Source organism: Melioribacter sp. (assembly GCF_049325435.1).
Taxonomy (GTDB): Bacteria; Bacteroidota; Ignavibacteria; order Ignavibacteriales; family Melioribacteraceae; genus Melioribacter; species Melioribacter roseus.
Window position 1 is genome coordinate 87,143 of record NZ_JBMOLD010000003.1, and the last position, 23,030, is coordinate 110,172.

The 23,030-nt window shown below is 43.4% G+C and carries 10 protein-coding genes; 9 read left to right on the forward strand and 1 reads right to left on the reverse strand.

From position 1 onward, the window contains the following. Positions 1–921 precede the first annotated feature (921 nt). The 7 genes from ACOYVE_RS03455 (at position 922) to ACOYVE_RS03485 (ending at position 18,942) form a co-directional block, all read left to right on the forward strand. Entirely contained in the window at positions 922–7,344 is a 6,423-nt protein-coding gene (locus tag ACOYVE_RS03455) for a FlgD immunoglobulin-like domain containing protein (RefSeq protein WP_422880773.1), read from the forward strand. Positions 7,345–7,444: 100 nt separating this feature from the next. Next, the gene (locus tag ACOYVE_RS03460; RefSeq protein WP_422880775.1) at positions 7,445–9,160 is read left to right on the forward strand and encodes a cohesin domain-containing protein; all 1,716 of its coding nucleotides are present in this window, start codon (positions 7,445–7,447) and stop codon (positions 9,158–9,160) included. 1,212 nt (positions 9,161–10,372) lie between these two features. Next, complete coding sequence (locus ACOYVE_RS03465) at positions 10,373–12,649, forward strand: cohesin domain-containing protein (protein ID WP_422880776.1); 2,277 nt, start codon at positions 10,373–10,375, stop codon at positions 12,647–12,649. A 622-nt stretch (positions 12,650–13,271) separates the two neighbouring features. Further along, entirely contained in the window at positions 13,272–14,879 is a 1,608-nt protein-coding gene (locus ACOYVE_RS03470; RefSeq protein ID WP_422880780.1) for a putative Ig domain-containing protein, read from the forward strand. Between the two features lie 847 nt (positions 14,880–15,726). After that, complete coding sequence (locus ACOYVE_RS03475; RefSeq protein ID WP_422880781.1) at positions 15,727–16,068, forward strand: hypothetical protein; 342 nt, start codon at positions 15,727–15,729, stop codon at positions 16,066–16,068. Further along, positions 16,043–16,894 (forward strand): HDOD domain-containing protein, encoded by an 852-nt coding sequence (locus ACOYVE_RS03480; RefSeq protein WP_422880783.1) that lies wholly within the window; start codon positions 16,043–16,045, stop codon positions 16,892–16,894. Before ACOYVE_RS03475 ends, ACOYVE_RS03480 begins: the two co-directional genes overlap by 26 nt. After that, positions 16,894–18,942 (forward strand): PAS domain S-box protein, encoded by a 2,049-nt coding sequence (locus ACOYVE_RS03485; protein WP_422880785.1) that lies wholly within the window; start codon positions 16,894–16,896, stop codon positions 18,940–18,942. Before ACOYVE_RS03480 ends, ACOYVE_RS03485 begins: the two co-directional genes overlap by 1 nt. Here ACOYVE_RS03485 and ACOYVE_RS03490 read toward each other — a convergent pair. Then, positions 18,904–20,211, reverse strand: a complete 1,308-nt coding sequence (locus ACOYVE_RS03490) for a hypothetical protein (RefSeq protein WP_422880786.1) — start codon at positions 20,209–20,211, stop codon at positions 18,904–18,906. The genes ACOYVE_RS03485 and ACOYVE_RS03490 overlap by 39 nt on opposite strands. 230 nt (positions 20,212–20,441) lie before the next feature. Between ACOYVE_RS03490 and ACOYVE_RS03495 the strand changes: the two genes are divergently transcribed. Next, positions 20,442–21,779: a glycoside hydrolase 5 family protein gene (locus ACOYVE_RS03495; RefSeq protein WP_014855191.1), complete on the forward strand. Its 1,338-nt coding sequence runs from the start codon at positions 20,442–20,444 to the stop codon at positions 21,777–21,779. A gap of 11 nt (positions 21,780–21,790) precedes the next feature. Continuing rightward, the gene (locus ACOYVE_RS03500; RefSeq protein ID WP_041356211.1) at positions 21,791–23,008 is read left to right on the forward strand and encodes a glycoside hydrolase family 26 protein; all 1,218 of its coding nucleotides are present in this window, start codon (positions 21,791–21,793) and stop codon (positions 23,006–23,008) included. Positions 23,009–23,030: the final 22 nt, after the last annotated feature.

Genomic DNA, 23,030 nt, shown 5'->3' on the forward strand with positions numbered 1-23,030 from the left:
GGCGGTTTCAATATAGTTTCAACCGCAGTGAATGCGGAAGTTCTTTATATAATGGAAGCGGAATAATCAGAAGATTTTTCCGTATAAGAGTTTTGGTTGTTGGATTGCTTCGTGATGACAAATGGCGGATTGTGTAGGTCTTTGCGACCCCGCAGAATGCGGGGGGAAGCAAACTCAGAACAAACTTCGTCTTTGCGAGGAGATCCGACGAAGACGGAACGACGAAACAAACTCAAATGAATGCATGAGATTACTTCGTCCCGCCAAAGGCGGGACTCGTAATGACGGACGCCGGATCGAACAGGTCTTTGCGAACGAGCGAAGCGAGTGAAGCAAACTCTGAACAAAACTTTGTCTTTGCGAGGAGAGAGCAAAGCGAACGACGAAACAAACTCATATGAATGCGAGAGATTACTTCGTCCCGCTTACAGCGTGACTCGTAATGACTAACGTTGAACCAAGAACCTTGAACGAAGAACGCAAAACGTTGAACGGTTAACGCATTTTTTAATTGACAAGACGGCGCCAAATTTATATCTTAAGCTTCGATAATGAAAAAATATTTAAAAAAAGAGTTGACAAGTACGAGGGATTCTGATATTTTAAACCAAAACTCTATATAAGTTTTGTAACTCATTGTAAAACAAAGAGTAAATCTGAACCGGGAAGGAAGGATTGCGCTCTTTGACATTTTGATTTTAAAAGCGCGCTAAAAGTTTGATTTACATATATTATTATGAACGAAACAACAAACGAAATTATTAACAAACAAAGCAAGGAGGTAAATGCTGATGAGAAAACCAATACCTACTTAGGGCGTGAAACCCCAAACAAAACAAGTTTGTTTGCGTGCAAAACAATCTTTTAATCAAGTTATTCTTTTTATTGTTAAATATTTCTCAACCAATTAGGGAGAAAAAAATGAATTTCAGAAACATCTTTAACAAATTAAGTCTCCTGATTGTGTTGCTTACGTTTGCCGCTTCTGCGGCTTTTGCTCAAAGCACATATTACGTAAGTAATACAAACGGTAACGATGTTACGGGCGACGGTTCGTCCACTACCCCGTATAAAACCATTGCAAAAGCGCTAAGCGTTGCTACCGACGGGGACTTTATTCGTATCGATGCAGATACTTATAACGAAGCGAATGTAAACGTTACAAAGGCAGTTCACTTTGTAGCTCAAACATTCAATTCGTTAAATACCGTAACTATTACAAACGGTATGACGATCAATCCCGGTTCGGGTAAAACGGTTTATTTGGGCTCAAGCGCAGACGGAAGCCAGAAATTTAATCTCGGCAGTGGCGCTAACGCTCTGGTGCTGACAAGTGGTACTCTCAATATTACAGGCGCTAATGTTGTTCTGGCCAGCGGCGCTACACTTACGCGTTCTGCCGGTGCAATTACAGAAACTCCGACTACTACAAACGTCAATGTAACGTATACTTCTACTTCGAACACTGTTGCAGGTCCTGAATTACCTTCCGATTTGGGAACAGGCACTTTAACTATAAACTTGGGCGCTGCAGCTACCACATTGACCGTTAACGGTAATTTGGCTCTTTCGTCGGGTCAAATAGTAGTTACCCAGGGTTCGCCTACATTTAACGGAACGGTTTCGTTTACGACAGACGGACCGAATGCTAATGCAATTGTTAATAACGGACAGGGTACCGTTACATTTGCCGTTCAGGTGCTCGGCGCTGAAGTTAAAAGCGTCGCTCCCACTCCTACGACGCAAATCAATAACGCTTCTACCGGTAAAATTGTTTTGACAGGAGGAGTCGGAACTACAGGATTTGATTTCGGTCTTACAAACGGCTCGACAGGAACAATAGATGTCGGCGCAGGAACTTACGCAGGTCCTGTTAACAACAATGCCGGCGGTACAATTAATCTGCTTACTTCCGCTACATTCTCTAACGGGACTGTAAGCAACAATAACGCCGCTTCCGTAATCAAATTAAACGGATATCAGCTTACTCTTTCCGGAGCTACTACATTAACAAACGCAGGCAACATAATTTCTTCTGCGGCTTCCACAGTTGGCTCCGGCGTTCTTAATATCTCGGGTACAGTTACCGCAAACGGCGGTGGAGAATTACCGAACGTTACAATCGCCTCTGGCGGTAAATTAACATTGGGCGCAAACACTCCGGTTTACGGTTCGCTTACAATAGCTTCGAGTGTCGCAGGCGCTTTGACCGACGGCGGTTTTACTTTAACAATATACGGCGATCAATTCAACAGAACGGACAATACGCCGGGCAACGTTGCCGCAACCGGTACTTTGGTATTCGCAGGCAACCTTACCCAGTCGTTCAATCCCGGCGCTTCTTTGCAGCTTAATAATATGACTGTTAATAAAGGCGCAAGCACGGTAGTGTCGTTGACTGCTTCGATCGAAGTTGCCGGCAATCTTACTATTACAAGCGGTACGCTCGACGTCGGAAACTACAACCTCAACCTTACAGGCGCGGCAAGTGTATTCGATAACAGCGGTAACGCTTATTCCACAACCGGTGTAGGATACGTTGCATTTATCGGCGCAAGCGGTACTGTACAGGGTACGGGTACTTTCGGAAATATTTTAGTTAACCTTTCGAATGCCGCAAACGCAGTTTCCACCGGTTCTTCCGTTAATATTTCCGGTACATTATATATTAATCAGGGCAGTTTTAATATTGCTGCCGCAGGCCATACTGTTACATTTAATAATACGCTTGTAACAAATCCGACTGTTAAAATTAATACGACGGCTAATTCATTAAAGGCTATTACTAATGTAACCGACCCTGCTGGTCCGGCATTAAGACAGATTACAATCACAGGTCATGGATTGGTAGTAGGGCAAATTGTTGCGTCAGATGGTACTAATCCTTTGGTCCCCGCAGGATATTATACGGTTGCCACAGTCGTCGATGCAAACACTATTGAATTGACAGGGTTGGTCGGTACCGGCGGTGCTGCCAATGCAACCGCAGCTTTCCTTAGCGCAGGAGGCATACTTGCTAATACAGGATCCGGTACATTGACTTATTCTGCAAATGTTAATTTGTATTATTTTGGAAGCAATGATTATGTGGCCGGCATGGAATGGTCGGGTACGCCTGCCAAAATTAACGATGTAACTATAGCAGTTGCCAGTGGTAAAACCGTTACCGGTTACAACGGCGCTTCCACGATTAACGGTACTTTAACCGTTAATACGGGTACAACCCTCGCTCAGGGCGCTAATACTTATACATTAGCCGGCGACGGCAAAACACACTCAATTAAAGGAACCGTAAGCGGCGGTACTTTGGAAGTAACCGGAAGCGGTTCTTCGGTTAACGGCTCGACTGCATCCGGCGACGCCGCTACCGTCAATAATCTTACTTTTGAACCCGCTGCTAACAGCGCTACGTTTACTTCTACCGATCTTAAATCCATTGCAAATCTGACTTTGCAGGGTACAAGTACAAAAACCGACGCCGTTGCTACGGTTACAATGAATGCAGACAATGCTACCATTAGCGGTAATCTGTCGGTCGGTAACGCTACAGTAGGACCTACGGCAAGCGTTACAGTGGCAGGCGGTACAACTTCTACATTCAGCGGTAATGTTACTTTAACCAATGGAACTCTTACTCTTACTAGAGGCGGCGCAAGCAAAGTTATCGGCGGTACCGTAACATTAACCAAAGGTACGTTAACCTTAGGCTCCGATGTTCAGGTTACCGGGGCAACTACGCAAGCTGCCGGTAATATCGATGCAGGCGGTTTCAAATATATCCAGTTGGGTTCCGCTGCTTCCCCAGATTATAACAGAACCGGCGCAGGTACGTTCACCAACGGTACTTTGGAACTCAATTCAACTGCCGCAGCAATCGATTTAACGCCCGGCGCTTCTTTCACAGTTCCGAATTTGAATTCGGTAGGTACGGCAAACGGCGTTACAATTAATGCCGGTATGACCGTTTCGAATTCATTGTTGATCGATAACGCAGCTACATTTACACAAACCGGTACATTAACGGTAACCGGTAACAGCGTTACAGTTGAATCAGACGCAGGCGCATTCACAGGCGCTATGGAACTCAAAGGCGCTGCTGCAAATGTGCTGCTCAAAAAAGATTATACTATTCCTACTTTGACAATAAATAGCACAGGTACTGTTGAAGTTCATTCCGACGACGAAGATTCTTCGCCGACTCCAAGGACTCTTACAGTATCAACTGCATTTACCAATACTGCCGGTACATTGGCAATGGGTCTTAATCATCTGGTAGTATTCGGTACATTTACATTTACTGCAGGCGCAATTACTCAGACAACGGGTATGCTTACATGGTCGAATGCCGGCGTTACAATTCCGTCTTCCGGTTTCTCGATTGACAACCTTACTGTGAATGCCGCAGTAAACACAGGCGCAAATAAATTTACTGTTAATAAAAATCTGGTTCTCAAAAATTCGCTTACTACAACCAACGATAACGATCTTACTTTAGGCGACGGTATTTTAATCGAAAGAACGGCTAATGCCGCTACTTTGGCTAAATTGCCTGCTTTCGGCGCAAATACCGATGTAAAATATACTACTTACACAGGCGGTGATATTACAACTGGTAAAGAGTTGCCGGCAACAGTCAGAAACTTAACCGTTGTGAGCAGTGACGCTACTGCAAATAATGCTGACGGTGTTGAAGTAATATTGAACGCGGATGTTACTGTTGCAGGTACATTAAGCCTGGATGACAAACTTGATGCCACAACAAACAGCAAAACAGTTACAATGGCTGACGGTTCTACTTTAGAACTTAAAGTCAACGGTACTGTAGCTCTCGATAAAGATCTGGTTAAGGCAGGCGCAATGGCTCTTGTTTACAACGGCGCAACCGCTACATCAACCCGTGAATTAGGCGCTGTTACAAGCGGTTCTTACGCTCCTTACGCAGGTAATGTTACTTTCAAATCCAACGTAACGTTAGATAATAAAATTACGTTTAACGGCGATCTGACTTTTGACGGCGGTAACTTTGATATTAATGGTAAAGATGTAAACGTTGGCGGAAATGTAACCCAGACTTCGAACGGCGGCATGTTTACCGCTACTACGGCTGCGTTCCTGAATTTCACAGGTTCCGATAATACTACATTTACACTTAACGCAGCATGGTCAGTTCCCGCTAATGTTAAATTCAGATTGAACAAGAGCAGCAACGAAGCCACCGTTACATTATCGGGCGCAGACCTCGATTTTGCTACGAACGGCGCTGTATTGTACTTCCAGAACGGCGTGCTTATGACCGGAAGTAAAAACGTAATCTTAAGACATAGCGATAATGGCGCTCAGCCGACGCAGGGCTTCGACAGAAGCGGAGTTACCGGAACCAATGCAAGTCACGTTGTCGGTAATGTTCGCAAACTAATCGATGCTACAAATGCTAAGTGGGCAGGTACGGCTTCGATTGCTTTAACTAGAGTAGAATTCCCGGTCGGTACGGCACCTGCTTCCAAACCGAACTACAGACCCCTGGCAATTCAATTTAACAATATTCCTACTTCGAACTTTACATTGACAGTTTCTCATGTGGAAACCAGTCCTCAGGGTACAAACGGATTCCCGTTGACTTCGGGTAATCTGGTTATTACAAACTATCCTGATTTCTACTGGCTGGTTAAATCAGACTTAACGCTTCAACCTCAAATCAAATATGATATCGAAGCAAGAGCGGAAGGATATACCGACTTCCAGACAGACGGAATTCAGAACGTAAGATTCGTAAGAAGATTTGATGGTAACGTTGACAACCCGTGGATTGTACAGGGCGGTTCGGGTTACGATAACTCTACAGACGGCACAACTCCTGTAGTAATCGTAAGAAGCGCTGAAGGAGCTATCTCTTCGCAAGGCGCACGCTTTACATTCAGCCAATTGAACAAACCCCCTGTTCTTTCCAAACCTGCAGACGTAGCGGTTAACGAAGGCGATACAGTAACGGTTGCATGGACGGCTACAGATCCTGATATCGGTCAAACAGCTACGATGGCAGTAGTTCAAAAACCCGAAGCCGCTACTTTCAACGCTTCGACAAATACATTAACCTGGATTACATCCTTCACGGATGCAGGAACCGCAACAATTATCGTATCCGCTACAGACGGCACATTAACTTCCTACGATACTGTTACAGTAACAGTAGCCAATGTTAACAGAGCTCCCAAATTCACGGATGCAGGAGCAGCCGCACTGGCAGATACTACAATCAAGAGCAGTGAAACTTTAACATTCACATACAATGCAGTTGACGTCGACGGCGATGCGGTAACTTATACATTGCTGCCTATTACACCTGCATTCAGCGGTACCGCTACTATTTCTTCCACATTGGGTACATTGTCCTTTGCTCCTGTATTTGCAGACGCCAACAAGACATTTACCGTAAGCGTAGTAGCTACCGACGGTACTGCAAGCGATACTACAACAGCTCAAGTTACTGTTGATTATCCTGTTGAAAAAGGCGACGTTGGCGGTGATGGAAACATTGCTTCCGACGACGCTTCTATGATTCTTAAATATGTTGTTGGTCTCGATACTCTCGATGCACAAGGAATGTACGCAGCAGACGTTAATAACGACGGTATCATCGGCGCTTACGACGCAGCATGGATTCTCTACTACGTAGTAGAAGGAGAATTCCCGACTGCAAAAGTCAGCGCTGCAATGGGTACTGTTGAATTCGGCAAAGCAGTTAACGAAAACGGAGTTCTTTCCTTACCTGTAACATTAATGAAAGCTCAGGGCGTTCTTTCGGTATCCGCCGAAATTCAGCTTGGCGACGCCGTTGAATTCAAGAACGTAGCTCCGAGACTGCCCGAAGGTTGGGTAATGTTCTCCAACTTCGAAAACGGCGTACTCAAATTAGCTCTTGCCGGTACGACTCCGTTGACAGACGGCGAAGTCGCTCTGATCGGTATTGCTCTTAAAGACAAAGAAGCTGCGGTTAATCTTACCGCTTCTGCTAAATTGAACGATCAGGTCGGCGGTCAGATGTCGGTTAAAGTTAAAGAAATCCCGACCGAATTTACCGTAAGCCAGAACTATCCGAACCCGTTCAACCCGACTACAAACATCAAATACGGCATTCCTCAGGATGCTAAAGTAAGTCTGGTTATCTACAACATGCTCGGACAGGTAGTTAAGACATTGGTTGATCAGGAACAGGAAGCTGGTTACTATACGGTAAGATGGGATGGCACAAACGACTTCGGTAGCAGAGTATCTTCCGGTATCTATATCTACAGAATCACAGCCGGTAAGTATACTTCTACAATGAAGATGAATCTGTTGAAGTAATTGCGCTTCATAAACCGGGAGCGGACTAACCGCTCCCCGGTTTTATTAAAGTTTGTTTTGTGTGTTAACATATAATGTAGAAATTAAAATGAGGTAATAAATGAGAAGTTTCAAAATAAGCGTTGTAAAGTTTCTGGCTGTTGCGGCAGCAATGCTTATGTTAGGAACGAGTACGTTTGCTCAGGTTAGTGTGACTCTACCGAATGTAGCCGGTTCCGCCGGTATTGAAAAAAGCGGCGCAATTACTGTAGGTGATTTGACAGGACAGAATGTTTTGTCTTTTGAATTTACTCTTACATACGATAAGAATGTTGTTTATATAACCGGCGTCGATCAAGCCGGTACATTGGTAGATGGTCTCGGCTCCATTCAGGTGAACGCCGATACTGCAAACGGAAAGATTTCCGTAGCATGGGCAAGTGGTTCTGCTCTTGAAGGCGAAGGAACTTTACTTAAACTGAATTTCATGTTCAGAAACGCCGGAACAACCGCGCTCGATTTTGGCGGCACATTCAAATTCAACGCCGGCACGCCCGCCGCATCTGTTGTGGCAGGCGAAGCTAAAACCGCTGCCGTTCTTATTCAGGGCGGTTCGGTAAGCGCTACCGCAGGCGATGAAATTATGATTCCGGTTCTTACAACTGAAATTACCGATGCGCAAAACGTATTGTCTTACGACTTTACGGCTACTTACGACAGCGACGTTATCAATATTACCGGTTTTGAATTAGCCGGAACATTGAGCGAAGGCGGCAGCGCATCGATCAATACAGCCACCGCAGGCTCTGTAAGCTTTGCATTTGCAAGCGGCAGTAAAATTACAGGCAACGGCACACTCGTTTATCTTGTAGGCACTGCGGTTGCAGGAGGTACGACAGAAGTCGAGTTTACTTCCTTTAAATTTAACACGGGCAACATACCCGTAGCGGCTGATCCGGCTGTTGTAGCTGTTGCCGACGCCAACGTTGCTCCGACTTTAACGCTGAATCCCGAAGGTCCTTTTGTAGTTGACGAAGGACAAACATTGGCTATCCAACTTGTTGGCGACGATGCAAACAGCGGCGACGTATTGACATACGCAGGAGTTGATTTACCTGCCGGCGCAAGCGTCAATGCCGAAACGGGCGCATTTACATGGAATGTCGGTTACGAGCAGGCAGGAGAATATACTCTTACTTTTACGGTTACCGATCAGGGCGGTTTAAGCGCAAATGCTACCGCAATTGTAACGGTTAACAACGTTAACAGACCTCCTGTATTCACCGCTGAAATTCCCGACAACGAAGTTATTCCGGTTCATAACGTGCCGGTAGCTTATGAATTCATCTATAAAGCTGAAGACCCGGACGGCGACGACGTACAATTCCGTATCGTAAGCGGCCCCGGCGAAATTTCCGCTACAGGCGAATATTCGTGGGCTCCGACTCCGTCGCAAGCCGGAAAATCGTATGTCTTGATGGTGGAAGTTTCGGACGGCGAATTGACAGCCGTTTCGACTAAAACAATCAAAGTGAGCGATACGGTTGTGGGAGTTGAAGAAGACGGAATTCCGAGAGAATTCAAACTCTTGCAGAATTTCCCGAATCCGTTCAACCCGACAACTACAATAAAATATGCGGTTCCGAAAGAAGCGCATGTAAGACTTACGGTCTACAATGTGCTCGGTCAGGAAATTGCAACGCTCGTTAACGGATTGAAATCCGCTGGATATCATACCGTTAGTTTCGACGCTTCCAACCTGAACACGGGAATGTATATCTATAAACTCGAAGCTGGTGACTTTACATCGATTAAGAAGATGATTTTGATGAAGTAGGAATTAGGGATTAGTGACTAGGGATTAGTTATTAGTGATTAGTTTATAGATGTAATTTTGAAAGCCCCTGAATAAGGGGCTTTTTTATTGGTTTGTCATTACGAGTCCCGCTGCTGGCGGGACTCCTCACAAAGACTTATTTATGTCAGTACTGTCATTACAAGACCCGCTTTAGCGGGGCGAAGTAATCGCACAGGTATTCATGTGAGTTTGCTGCGTCGTTCGCTTTGCTCGCTCCTCGCAAAGACCTGTTCGATCCGGCGTTCGTCATTACGAGTCCCGCCAGAGGCGGGACGAAGTAATCTCAATCAATTATTGTTTTTGAATAACAATCAAAGGTCAACCTCAGATTCTTCGTCGTTCCGTCTTCGTCGGATATCCTCAGAAAGACAACGTTTTTTTCAGAGTTTGCTTCACTCGCTCCGCTCGTTCGCAAAGACCTACACAATCCGTCATTTGTCATACTGACCCCGCCAACGGCGGGGGAAGTATCTCACACACTCATGTGAGTTTGCTTCGTCGTTCGCTTTGCTCGCTCCTCGCAAAGACGAAGTTTGTTCAGAGTTTGCTTCCCCCGTATTCTGCGGGGTCGCAAAGACAGGAGAAGGATGTTGTCATACTGAGTCCCGCCTTTGGCGGGAGGAAGTATCTCATTGGGATACATGTGAGTTTGCTTCGTAGTTCGCTCTGCTCGCTCCTCGTAAAGACGAAGTTTTGTTCAGAGTTTGCTTCATTCGCTCCGCTCGCTCCTCGCAAAGACGAAGTTTGTTTCTCTCGCTCCGCTCGTTCGCAAAGACTTACTTATGTCAGTACTGTCATTACGAGACCCGCTGAAAGCGGGACGAAGTAATCTCATCGTCTTTCTTTTGGGTTTGCTTCGTCGCTCGCTCTGCTCACTCCTAGCAAAGACGAAGTTTTGTTCAGAGTTTGCTTCACTCGCTCCGCTCGTTCGCAAAGACCTACACAATCCGCCATTTGTCATACTGACACCGCCAACATATATATCTCAAAAAACCGCGCAAAATTAACTATTGAAAGAACGAATTACGGATATAAGATTTAATAACAAAAAGAGCGAAAAAAATGAAAAAATAAATTGCATTACACAAAATACTTAGGTAAATTTGCTTAAAATATTAGAATAAAATGAATTAATCGGTTAAGTGGGGCAAAAGTTTTAAATAAAATAAATAATCATTTTAAGGAGGTGCCATGAAAAAAATTGCACAGTCAATCTTATTGATGTTGATAATGTTAGGTCTCGATGGAGTGATAAATGCGCAGGATAATGCATATGCAAGATGGAAATGCGTGGAACCGGACAGTCAAAATGTATCCGAATTGGTGGGGCATATCATTGCTTTCCCTGAAACGGGAACGCCTATTTTCAGAGTAAGAAGCTATTCGGGAACGTCGGCAGGTCCTTTGGGAACTAACCAAAGATGGTGGCCGCATGACGGTACTGACAAAATATCGTGGGGAAATGAGACCGGTCCTAATCCCGATCGTTATGTGCAGTTCGCCGTAACTCCGGAAAACGGATATTATTTCCAGGCGGACACTCTTTCTCTTTATCTCGGAGGCGGAGGCACCGATCATATCAGAGCCAACATTGTCTATGATGTTTCTTCTTCCTTCGATAATCCTGTTCAATTAAACGATACTACATTGCATCTGGTTAAAAATGCGGTTGAGCTCTTGGAATATAGACTGAATAAGCTAGTTAAATACGGCGATACGCTCTTTGTAAGAATTTATCCCTGGTATGACAGTTCGCCTTCTACCTCAAAATATCTTTACGTACAGGACGTGAGAATTATTGGTACGAGTATTGACGAATCGAGCACGAGCGCGCCCGTTAACGTGGCATTGCCTAAAATTTCCGGCACGCCCGGCTCTGAAAAAACAGCCGCTATAACGGTAGATAATTTAACGGGCAAGAACGTTACGTCAATTCAGTTTACATTAACGTACGACAAGAGCGTTGTCAGCGTTCTGGGAACCGACGTAACCGGAACTTTGCTAGAAGGACAGGGCACGCTCGAAGTTAACGCCGATACTGCTAACGGAAAATTGTTGGTTGCATGGGCAGGTTATCCGGCATTGAGCGGCGAAGGCGACCTGCTGAAATTAAACTTGAAGTTTAACAACGCAGGTATGACTACGCTTTCTACCGGAAACAGTTTTGTAATTAACGGTGGAATGCCGGCAGCTATTGTTGCAGTCGGTACGGCTAAATCTGCGTCAGTGCTCGTTCAAGGCGGTTCTGTAAGCGCTACTGCCGGCGACGAAATTATGATTCCGGTATTGGTAACCGAATTGACCGCAGCTCAAGGCGTGTTGTCTTATGATTTTACGGCAACTTACAATTCTTCAATTATTAATATTACAGGCTATGAACTGGCAGGCACATTAAGCGAAGGCGGTAGCGCTTCGATTAATACGACAAATCCCGGTTCCGTTAATTTTGCGTTTGCAAGCGGCAGCAATTTAACAGGAAGCGGAACGCTTGTTTATCTGGTTGGCACGGCAGTTTCGGCCGGAGTTACAAATGTTGATTTTACGGCATTCAAATTTAACACCGGCTCGCCGGTAGTTGCAGCGGACGCCGGAATCGTAGCGGTAGCAGAAGCTAATGTGGCTCCTTCTTTGAGCTTAGACCCGGCAGGACCTTTTGCAGTTAATGAAAATGAAACGCTTACGGTTCAGCTTGTCGGCAGCGATCAGAATACTGCGGATGTGCTTACATACTCGGGAGAGAATTTACCCGACGGCGCAAGCGTCGATTCCGAAACGGGATTGTTTACATGGACTCCTTCCTATGATCAGGCTGGAACTTATACAATGACATTCAAAGTAACCGACCAGGGCGGTTTGTCGGCATCGGTTGAAGCCGAAGTAACCGTAGCGAATGTAAACCGCGTGCCGGAATTCACTTCCGAAATTCCGGATAACGAATTGATTCCCGTTCATAACGTTCCCGTTGAATATCAATTCCAGTTCGAAGCCGAAGACCCGGACGGAGATCCGGTTACATTCAGAAAGATCAGCGGTCCCGGAGCTGTTTCTGTTGACGGAAGATTTACCTGGACGCCGATGCCAGACCAGGCGGGTAAATCGTATGTGCTTATGGTTGAAGTCTCGGACGGCGAATTAACGGCTGTATCGAACAAAATTATCAAAGTAAGCGACGTTGTTACCGGCGTCGAAGAAGAAGGAATTCCGAAAGAATTCAAGTTATTGCAGAATTTCCCGAATCCGTTTAATCCTACTACCGTTATTAAATACGGATTGCCGAAAGAAGCTCATGTGCGCCTGACGGTATACAATGTGCTCGGACAGGAAGTTATGACGCTCGTTAACGAAAATCAAAGCGCGGGTTATCACAGAGTATCTTTCGACGCAAATGAATTGAATGCCGGAATTTATATCTATAAACTCGAAGCGGGCGATTATGTTTCGATTAAAAAAATGATTTATATGAAGTAAGTTAGGGATTAGTTATTAGGGAATAGGGATTAGTTTATTGATGCAATTTTGAAAGCCCCTGAATAAGGGGCTTTTTTTATTGGTCTGTCATTAGGAGCCTTGCTGCTGGCGGGACTCATTGCAAAGACTTATTTATGTCTGTACAGTCATTACGAGTCACGCTGAAAGCGGGACGAAGTAATCTCAACGATATTCATATGAGTTTGCTTCGTCGCTCGCTTTGCTCGCTCCTCGCAAAGACGAAGTTTGTTCAGAGTTTGCTTCACTCGCTCCGCTCGTTCGCAAAGACTTATTCGATCCGGCGTCCGTCATTACGAGTCACGCTGAAAGCGGGACGAAGTAATCTCAACGATATTCATATGAGTTTGCTTCGTCGCTCGCTTTGCTCGCTCCTCGCAAAGACAAAGTTTGGTTTAGAGTTTGCTTCCCCCGTATACTGCGGGGTCGCAAAGACAAAGTTTTATTGCTTCACTCGCGATACTTGTCCGCAATGATCTGTTCGATCCGTAATTAGAAAATCCGCAGTGTGCTTAACGTCAAAATGAGATAAAAATCTTTTTGATAAAACTTAAAATTTACTTTATATTTAGCTTGATTAAAAACAATTATGAAGGGCTCCGAAATGAAAAAGAATATATTTTTATCGTTAATAATTACTTTAGTATTTACGTCTTTTTCGATGGCGCAAGTAACAGTATCTCTGCCAAATGCGGTCGGTTCGCCGGATACGGAAATACTTTTCCCGATTACAGTCAGTGATTTGACGGGACTTGACGTAACATCATTTCAGTTTCAAATTAATTATGACAATAGCGCCATTTATATTACAGGCGTCAGCACAACGGGCACAAAAGTATCGGGCAACAGCCCGACCACAAAAGTCGATACCGCGAAAGGCTACCTGAGAGTAGCTTGGGCGAGCTCCTCGCCTTTATCCGGCAGCGGAACGTTATTGAATATAAAAATCAAGTTTAAATCGTCCGGTACAACTGCATTGGAGTTCGGAGACATAGTTTACGACAACGGCAACGTGAATCCGAAATCGTTCGGACCTTCTTCTCTTACTGTAACATGGGAAAACGGTTCAGCTACGGTAAGTACCGTAAACAATCCGCCCGTATTCGACCCGGTTGAAGACAAAACCGTTAACGAAGGCGAAACTTTAAGCTTTACCGTGAATGCAACGGATGCCGAAGGAGACCCGATTACATACTCTGCGGATAAACTACCCGACGGCGCGTCATTTGATCCCGCTACAAAAACATTTACATGGACGCCCGGATACAACCAGGCGGGAACGTATGAAGTCGACTTTATTGCGAACGACGGAAATTCGTCCTCGGTTTTAACTGTTAATATTGTCGTTAACAATGTAAACAGTCCTCCTACGCTTAACCTGAACACAACCAGTCCGGTGAATATCGACGAAGGAGAAAATTACGAATTGCAATTGACCGCTGACGACCCCGACCCGGGCGCAACTTTGTTATTCTTTACATTGGGCACGCTTCCGGAGGGAGCCGATTTGACTGCGGACGGTTTATTTTCATGGACGCCTGGATACGACCAGGCGGGCGCTTATACAATTACGTTCGCAGTTATGGATGAATATAATGCGCAGGATTCCAAGGAATTAACGATTATTGTAAATGACGCAAATCAGCCGCCGGTATTTACAAAAACCTTGGACGGCGAAATAGTAACCGTACACAATGTCCCTGTCGAATTTTCATTCCAATATGAAGCGACTGATCCGGAAGGCGACCCGATTACGTTTGCCGCGCTTCAGGTACCTGACGGAGCCGGCATAACAGCTGGAGGTTTGTTTACCTGGACTCCCACTCAAGACCAGGCAAACAAAACTTTTACGATAATAGTGGTTGCTTTCGACACGCACACTTTTGTCAACGATACTTCGGTTATAACCACGAGTCAGGTTGTTTCGGTTAACGAAGACGTTAAGCCGACTGAGTTTGCATTATTCCAGAATTATCCCAATCCTTTTAATCCTACAACTACGATTAAATATCAGCTTCCCGAGGCGTCTTTCGTAAGTCTTAAGGTCTACGATATGTTGGGCAACGAAATTGAAACGCTTGTAAATAATCATCAGCAGGCGGGCAATTACGAACTCAAATTTGACGCTTCAAGACTCACATCCGGCGTTTATTTCTATAAATTAATTACAGATAAATTTACCGACATTAAGCAAATGATGCTGGTCAAATAGAATTTATATCCAGCGGGGGTTACGCTTGAATTAGCCATTAATTTTGGCTGGCTTATAACTGTCAACCGGTTAAGGTCGTAATGTTTGTTGGTTGATCGTTCTTCGTTTTGGAGCCAGCCTGCCGGTAGGTAGGTTCTAGGTTTGGAAGTTTGTATTTTGTACAAAGTTGAATAACGAAGAACTCCGTCACACCTGCACACCCGCACAATGAACACCTTCGTCTTTGCAAGGAGTGAGCAAAGCGAGCGACGAAGCAAACTCAAACAAATACAGTTGAGATACTTCCCCCGCCGTTGGCGGGGTCAGTATGACAAATGCCGGATCGAATAGGTCTTACGGACGAGTGGTATGTGGGAAGCAAAGTCTGAACAAAACTTCGTCTTTGCGACCTCGCAGTATGCGAGGGAAGCAAACTCTAATGAATAGCGGTGAGATTACTTCGTCCCGCCAAAGGCGGGACTCGTAATGACTCTACACGGAAAAACAGTCTTTACAAACCTACAGTATGATGGAAAACAAACTCTGAATAAAATTCCGTCCTTACGCGAGGAGATCCGAAGAAAACGGGACCACGAAGCAAACTCGAATGAATACGGGAGTAATTACTTTGCTCTGCCAACCGAATCTTTTCTACCTCGCGCCGAAGGCGGGGGAATCAGTCCCTATCTGACCTCAAGAATTTCATACGAACCCCGCAATCGAATATTTAATTATAAACCCTATACTTGCGCATTATTGTCGCCAAATTAATAAACAAACTTAATATAATATTAACTCTCAATTATTATTAATTTAATACGATAATAATATGTGGAATTCTTTCCTTCATGAACGGGAATAGGTAGAGATGTCTCAAATTATATCGATTGACGAGATAAAAAACGGTATGGTATTGGCGGAAGACATTAAAAACAAATACGGACAATTGTTGATATCCGCCGAAACCGTCCTTAATGAAAAGCATGTGCGCCTGCTGAAAACCTGGGGCGTTTCGGTTGTTTCAATAGTTGGCGAAGGCGCAGAAAAGGTTGTTATAACGGAAGAAGAAAAAGAACAAAAGAAAAAAGAATTGCTCAAAGAAATCGGATGGAAACCCGATAATCCGTTTGAAGAAGATCTGATAAATATGGCAGTCGAACATAAAGTCGAACAGTTAAAGTTTTATGATACCAAAAGAACAAATACTTGAGAGGATTCATAACATACCTACGCTGCCGACGGTTTACACGACCGTTTCCAAAGCAATGGAAGATCCGTATATAACCAATGAAAAGATCGCTGAAATTATTTCCGCCGATCAGTCCTCTTCATTTAAGATATTGAGAGTGGCAAACTCGCCTTTGTTTGGATTCAGAGGCAAAATAGATACCATATCTCGGGCAATATTATATTTAGGTCATAATGAAGTTAAAAACATTTTGTTTACGGTTTCGTTACTCAAAATTATGCCGGGTAGCAAAATATTATCCGCATTAAAACCCGTTGATTTATGGGCGCATTCGATATCGGTGGGAGTAATTGCCAGAATTATCGGCGGTGAAATTAAGGATAAAAAAATCGAGAACTATTTTCTCGCCGGAGTTTTACATGACTTCGGCAAGCTCTTATTTATCGAGTATTTAAACAAAGAATACGCCGAAGCGCTCGATATTGCTCAAAAAAACAAAATTGAAATCTCGGCAGTCGAAGCGGATAAATTCGGCATAACTCATGCGGAATTGGGAGCCAAATTGGCCGAGAAATGGAAATTGCCGGAAATTATTATCAATACCTTAAAAAATCATCACAAAGGGACTTCCGATTTGCCGTCGCAGGAAACTCTGGTAGCAGCCGTTCATATCGGCGACATCGCTTCCAAGCTTTTGTCGCTCGGATATTCGGGCAACCCGGTCATAAAAAAACCCGTGAATACAGTCTGGCGTAAATTGTTCCTGCCGGAGGATTTTTTTTCGAACAACCGTAAAAAAATAATACTCGAATACGAACATATATTTAAGATGCTAATGATTAACTGATGAACGCCGCTCAAGTGAACATATTGTCCGATATAATAAAGATTATCGATTGCGACGAAAGAGATTTACTCTTCCAGTCCGTATCGAAATCGCTAGTTAATACGAACGAAGCAATAAAGCAGTGCGCTTTTTTCTTACATGACAACGAAATTCACGATTTCAAACTAACCAAAATTTATCCCGACAATGACCCGGGAGAAATTGGATCGGACTACGAGTCGTTAATTGAAGATGGAATAATAGCCGATTTAATAAATTCGGAACTCCCGGTTTCATATAGTAAGACTGGCGTTGTTATCAGGCTTGCGACAAAAGAATATTTGTACGGTTTTATTTTCATAAAATGTTTTAAGGAACCGCCGCCGGACGACAATTATGCGGCGGTTTCAAAATTGCTGAGTCTCTGGTTCGATAATTATCATAAAAGAAAGGGCCGGGATACGCATAAAAAAAATATTGTTGAACAAAATTACGATCAAAACAGAGCCCTTCTTGAGGGGATACAAAATCTCAGAAACATACTCGATTCTCTTCAAGCTGGAATTGTACTGGTGAATCCTGAAACTCAACGAATTGAAGACGCCAACAGTATGACCGGGAAATTAACCGGTTTGTCGAAGGACGATTTGATCGGTATGAAACGCGAAGAATTATTCCTTCTTAATTCGTGGGACTATAAAGAGTTCGGCAAATTGCTCGGTTCTGAATCTATATTGAAAAGGAAAGACGGGAATGTGATACCGGTGATACTTACCGAAGAGAAGATTAAACTGGGAACCGAAACTTTTATCTTATCTACTTTCTCGGATATATCCGAGCAGAAAAGATTGGAAGACGAACTGCTCGAATTGAAATACCAGTTGGAACAAAAAGTTGAAGAAAGAACAAAAGAATTGAAGACCGCGTACGATAAATTGAAATCGGAAATGGAAGCGCGATCGAAGCTGGAAAAAGAAAAATTAAAGCTTTACTACGCGATTTATCAGAGTCCCGTTGCAATGGTAATTGTAGACCTGGAAGGTAAAATTGATTACGTAAATCCGAAATTTTACAATCTGACGGGATTTTATTACGACGATGTAATCGGAAAAAGAATCGCCGACGTTGTTATAACGGACAATAACGCTACGTATATAGAAGAAATTATTGAGACTATAAGTCAGGAAAAAGTCTGGCATAAAGATATTAGGATTAAAAAAAATACGGGGGAATTTATCTGGGTTTCCGCTTCGGTTTCGGGAATCGTCAACGATCGAGGGAAAGTTACGCATTATCTTGCGGTCTACGAAGATATTTCAATAAAGAAAAAAGCCGAAGAAGAAATAATCAGGTCTAAAGAAAAAGCCGAAGAAGCGGCGCGGTTGAAATCCTCGCTGCTGGCTAATATGAGTCACGAATTCCGAACTCCGTTGATCGGCATACTCGGCTTTACAGAATTATTATTGGAAGACGATCTTAACGAGGAAACAAAAGAAATTGTGGGAGATATCCATTCCGCCGGTAAAAGGCTTTTGAATACGCTGGACAGCGTGCTTCAGTTATCGGAACTCGAATCGCTATCAGGATATTTGCAATTATCGAAATCTCCTTTGAACGGATTGATAAAAATACAATATGATTATTTTTATCCGATAGCCGCAGCCAAAGGATTACAAATTAAATTGAATTTACCCGAGTTTGATTTGCATTCGGAAATAGATAATAATCTTTTTACCAGGGCGTTAGGCAATATTATTGATAATGCAATAAAGTTTACGTCAAAAGGAGAAATAAGCATATCGGCTTATTCAATCGAAAAAGACGGACTTGAATGGAACGTTATAAGTATTGCGGACACGGGAATCGGTATCGACGAATCGGATAAAGAAATAATATTTAAGGAATTCCGGCAGGCTAGCGAAGGTCATAAAAGAAATTATGAAGGCACAGGCCTCGGTCTTACTCTATCAAAAAAAATGATCGAATATATGAAAGGCTACATTTCGCTCGAAAGCCAGAAGGGCAAAGGGTCAGTTTTTTACGTTTATCTCCCTGCCGTCGAAAATTAATTCACGCACAATTAATACGATCACCGGTAAATATTCGGCAATAAGCAATAGAGAATATTCCTTCCATACTCCGTAAAGTTGATAATTCATTATTGTAATAGCCGTTAGGCTGCCGAGCGCGGCATAGAAAATTCCGCTCGGTCTCGGCGCCACTGGCAACAATATTATTAACCAACCGATGTACCAGGGATGCACTACTGGCGAAAATATAAGCATAAGGAGGTATGTGTAGTAAAGGTCGATTTCGATATGCGCTCGTTTCGTATAAATATAATAAAGGAGAAAAACGACGGCGTATAAGAAAAGGCAAATCAATCTCGATTTCTGATTGTGTTCCAGGAATGAGTTAATAAAGCTGAATATGCTTCCGTTAAACGTCCAATTCTTTGTGAATTTCAAAAGCGCCTGAAATAAGTCGGGCGTATTTAAATATGGTATAAATTGAATCGCCAGTATTAAAGCGGGAATTATCGGAAATATGATTTTTCTTTTCGCGTTCGATTCATATAGAAAAATCGCCGGCAACGCTATCAAAAAAGCGGGCTTAACCGACAAAGCGAATCCCAGAAATATTAAAGAAATTATTTTGTTTATGTTTTCATTACCCGAGGGCTTAAGATAGAAAAACAGAAAGAGTATGAAAAACGTAAATCCGTATCCGTCCAGATGAGCGTCAATGCCAATATGACTTAAAATTAGAGGGCATAACGCATAAAGTAAAACATTGCCTGCGTTCATTCCTCTGATTTTCAATAGCAATAAAATTCCCGTCACGCTAATCATTTCAAACAGCAACATGAGGAGCTTTAATCCCAATACGGCTTCCCCGCCGATGGCATACCCCAGATAAAAAAGCCACTGGCTTAGTGGGAAATAGATTGTTTTCATATCAGGGAAATTTACTTTGCCGGGAATTATCGCGCTCGAAAGATGATTTAATTCGCTCGCATTGGGCGGATATAAATATGGATTGATACCGTTGTGTTGAACTTTGCCGTCCCAGATATACCTGTAGATGTCGTCGCTTCCGATAGGAAAATGATTTATAAATAACAAACGGATCGCAAAAGCCGCGGTTAAACCAAAATAAAGGGTCTTTCGATCCGTTCCGTTTTTAACCAATAAAACGGCAAAAGGAATAAAGAGAATCGAAGAGATTATTGAAATGTAAGTGTAAGAGACAACCTCATAATGAAGATAGAGGTAAAGATATAATATAAACTGTAAGAGAATGACGGTTTTGAGTATATGTCCGGATTTAATTTTCATCTGACGCCAATTTAATCCCGACTAAAATATCCGTAAAAATTGTCGAATTCAAATTACGGAGGAAATTTAACGTAATCTTGCCGTTTATCATTTTGATAAAATTTTATTATCCTTATAAATAAATGAAATAGAAATAATCGATTAACAAGGAGATAATGGGATTATTAAGTGGCATAATTTCTGTACTATTACTTTACTAACTCTATTCTTAAGGCGGAGTCTTAATTTTGATGAAAAAACTTACGCTATTTTCAGTGTTTCTGATATTGTTTTCGGGGTGCGGCGTCTCATTATTCAATAAAACCGATTTCGTGCGGGTTATCGATACTCATTTTGAATACAAAGGCGAGCCGTACTATTTTACAGGCACAAACCTTTGGTACGGCTGTTATCTGGGGCGAAGCGGCGAACAGGGCGACCGGGAAAGGCTGAAACGCGAACTCGATTACCTTAAAGAACTCGGCATAACAAATTTGAGAGTGCTTGCGGCATCCGAGAAATCGTACATCCGGGGTTCGCTTGAGCCGGCAATACAGAGCGAACCCGGAAATTATAATGAAGATTTGCTCGACGGGCTGGATTATCTCCTCTCTGAAATGCGTAAACGGGAAATGTTTGCAGTTGTATTTTTGAGCAATTATTGGGAATGGTCGGGCGGCTTTGCCGTTTACAACAGATGGTCGGGCGATTCGAATTACGTCGACCCGCATAATCCGGAACAGGGATGGACGGAGTTCATGAATTATTCGGCAAAATTTTATACAAACGAAAAGGCAAACGAATATTATCGGAATTTCATTCTTAAAATTATTACCAGAAAAAATAAATATACGGGCGATTATTATTACGAAGACCCGACTATAATGGCATGGCAGCTAGCTAACGAGCCGCGGCCCGGCTGGGGCGAGAAAGGTTTCCGGAATGCCCAAAATTTTTATAAATGGATCGACGAAACTGCGGCTTTTATCCGCTCTATCGACCCCAACCATCTGATTACAACGGGGAACGAGGGCTTGGGCGGGTGCCTTAATTCGGATACCATTTTTATTAACGCTCATAAAAGCCCGAATATCGATTATGCCACTTTTCACCTGTGGGCGAAAAATTGGGGCTGGTTCGACGCTAAAAATATTGAAGAAACTTATCCTTCAACCGAATCGAAAGCTGTCGATTATTTCAACGAGCATATGAAGCTTGCGCGACAGTTAAATAAACCGATAACGCTGGAAGAGTTCGGTATGCCCAGAGATAACGAGGAGTATAAACCCGGAACGCCCGTTACAGCAAGGGACAGGTATTTTTCCAAATTGTTCGAACTGACGGCCGACAGCGCAAAAGCCGGCGCTCCGATTGCAGGCACCAATTTCTGGGCTTGGGGCGGCGAAGGAAAAAGCGCCGACGACGATTATATCTGGGAAAAAGGAGATCCGTTTACAGGCGATCCGCCTCAGGAGCCTCAGGGGCTTAATTCGGTTTATATGTCGGATAAGTCGACTCTTGAAATTATATCCGGACATGCGGCGGAAATGAACCGGCTTGGAAAAATAAAACTCTTTGTGCGCAATTAATTCAATTGATTATGATTCGTAAATACGGTCTTTTAACGATAATAGCGATTTCAATAAACGCTTGCGTTTCGGAATTCAATGTTCTCGAATTTCAAAAAGAGAATAACTTAAGACTGGTCGATTCCAACGCGACAAAGGAAACCGTGTTGCTATTTTATAATATGAAAATGTTATCGAATAGAAATACGATCTTCGGCCATCACGACGCCACTGCATACGGCATAGGCTGGCGCGGCGAAGAAGGAAGGTCGGACGTAAAAGACGTTACAGGCTCCTACCCCGGTCTCTACGGATGGGATTTCGGAGTTTTGACATGGGAACCAAACGTTAAGAATGAAGAGAGACGCATAACGCGACTTGTAAGCGAAGCCTATTCGAGAGGCGGAGTGAATGCTTTCTGCTGGCATGCGCCGAATCCCGTTACCGACAGGTCGTTTTACGATACTACTGTGGCAATCCCGAAAATCTTGCCCGGCGGCGGTTACTATTTGAAATATTTGAGAATGCTCGATCAGATAGCTGATTTCGTAGAAACATTAAAAGATTCTTCGGGTAAGCCGATTCCCATTATATTCCGACCTTTTCATGAATTTGACGGCAGCTGGTTCTGGTGGGGAAAGAATTTTTGCACTCCCCAAGAATTCAAGAAGTTGTGGAGAACTACGGTTGAATACCTGAGAGATAAAAGAGGATTGAGAAATATTCTTTATGCGTATTCGCCCGACAGGAACTTTTATTCGGAGGAAGAATACCTCGAACGTTATCCGGGAGACGAATACGTCGATATTCTCGGCATGGATGACTATTACGATTTTATGCCGGACGGCGACGGACTCGAATGGATTAAGAAGAAATTGCGAATTGTAACCGTGTTAGCCGAAAAGAAAAATAAAATTGCCGCATTTACTGAAACCGGACTGGAGGGAATTGTCGATTCCGAATGGTGGACTGAGAAACTCTACAAAACAATCGAAGGCGACTCGGTCAGAATCGCATATTTGATGGTATGGAGGAATGCAAACGAGAAACATCACTATGCTCCTTATAAAGGACATCCGAGCGAAGACGATTTCGTTAAATTTACTCTGACCGAAAAGATATTGCTCGAAAGAGATTTGCCTAACTTGTACTCAGAACCGATTGACGGAGAAATCATTAAACGCATCAATCTGAATCAAAGAGTTGAATTGTTAAAAGCTGTATTGACGTACCCTATAACTGTAAATTGACTGGCATATTGAATTAGTAAGT

Excerpts from the sequence above, each read along its gene's own strand:
- ACOYVE_RS03465 (WP_422880776.1), top strand. The coding sequence starts at position 10,373 with ATGAAAAAAATTGCACAGTCAATCTTATTGATGTTGATAATGTTAGGT.
- ACOYVE_RS03485 (WP_422880785.1), top strand. The coding sequence starts at position 16,894 with ATGAACGCCGCTCAAGTGAACATATTGTCCGATATAATAAAGATTATC.
- ACOYVE_RS03455 (WP_422880773.1), top strand. The coding sequence starts at position 922 with ATGAATTTCAGAAACATCTTTAACAAATTAAGTCTCCTGATTGTGTTG.
- ACOYVE_RS03475 (WP_422880781.1), top strand. The coding sequence starts at position 15,727 with ATGTCTCAAATTATATCGATTGACGAGATAAAAAACGGTATGGTATTG.
- ACOYVE_RS03480 (WP_422880783.1), top strand. The coding sequence starts at position 16,043 with ATGATACCAAAAGAACAAATACTTGAGAGGATTCATAACATACCTACG.
- ACOYVE_RS03495 (WP_014855191.1), top strand. The coding sequence starts at position 20,442 with ATGAAAAAACTTACGCTATTTTCAGTGTTTCTGATATTGTTTTCGGGG.
- ACOYVE_RS03460 (WP_422880775.1), top strand. The coding sequence starts at position 7,445 with ATGAGAAGTTTCAAAATAAGCGTTGTAAAGTTTCTGGCTGTTGCGGCA.
- ACOYVE_RS03500 (WP_041356211.1), top strand. The coding sequence starts at position 21,791 with ATGATTCGTAAATACGGTCTTTTAACGATAATAGCGATTTCAATAAAC.
- ACOYVE_RS03470 (WP_422880780.1), top strand. The coding sequence starts at position 13,272 with ATGAAAAAGAATATATTTTTATCGTTAATAATTACTTTAGTATTTACG.
- ACOYVE_RS03490 (WP_422880786.1), bottom strand. The coding sequence starts at position 20,211 with ATGAAAATTAAATCCGGACATATACTCAAAACCGTCATTCTCTTACAG.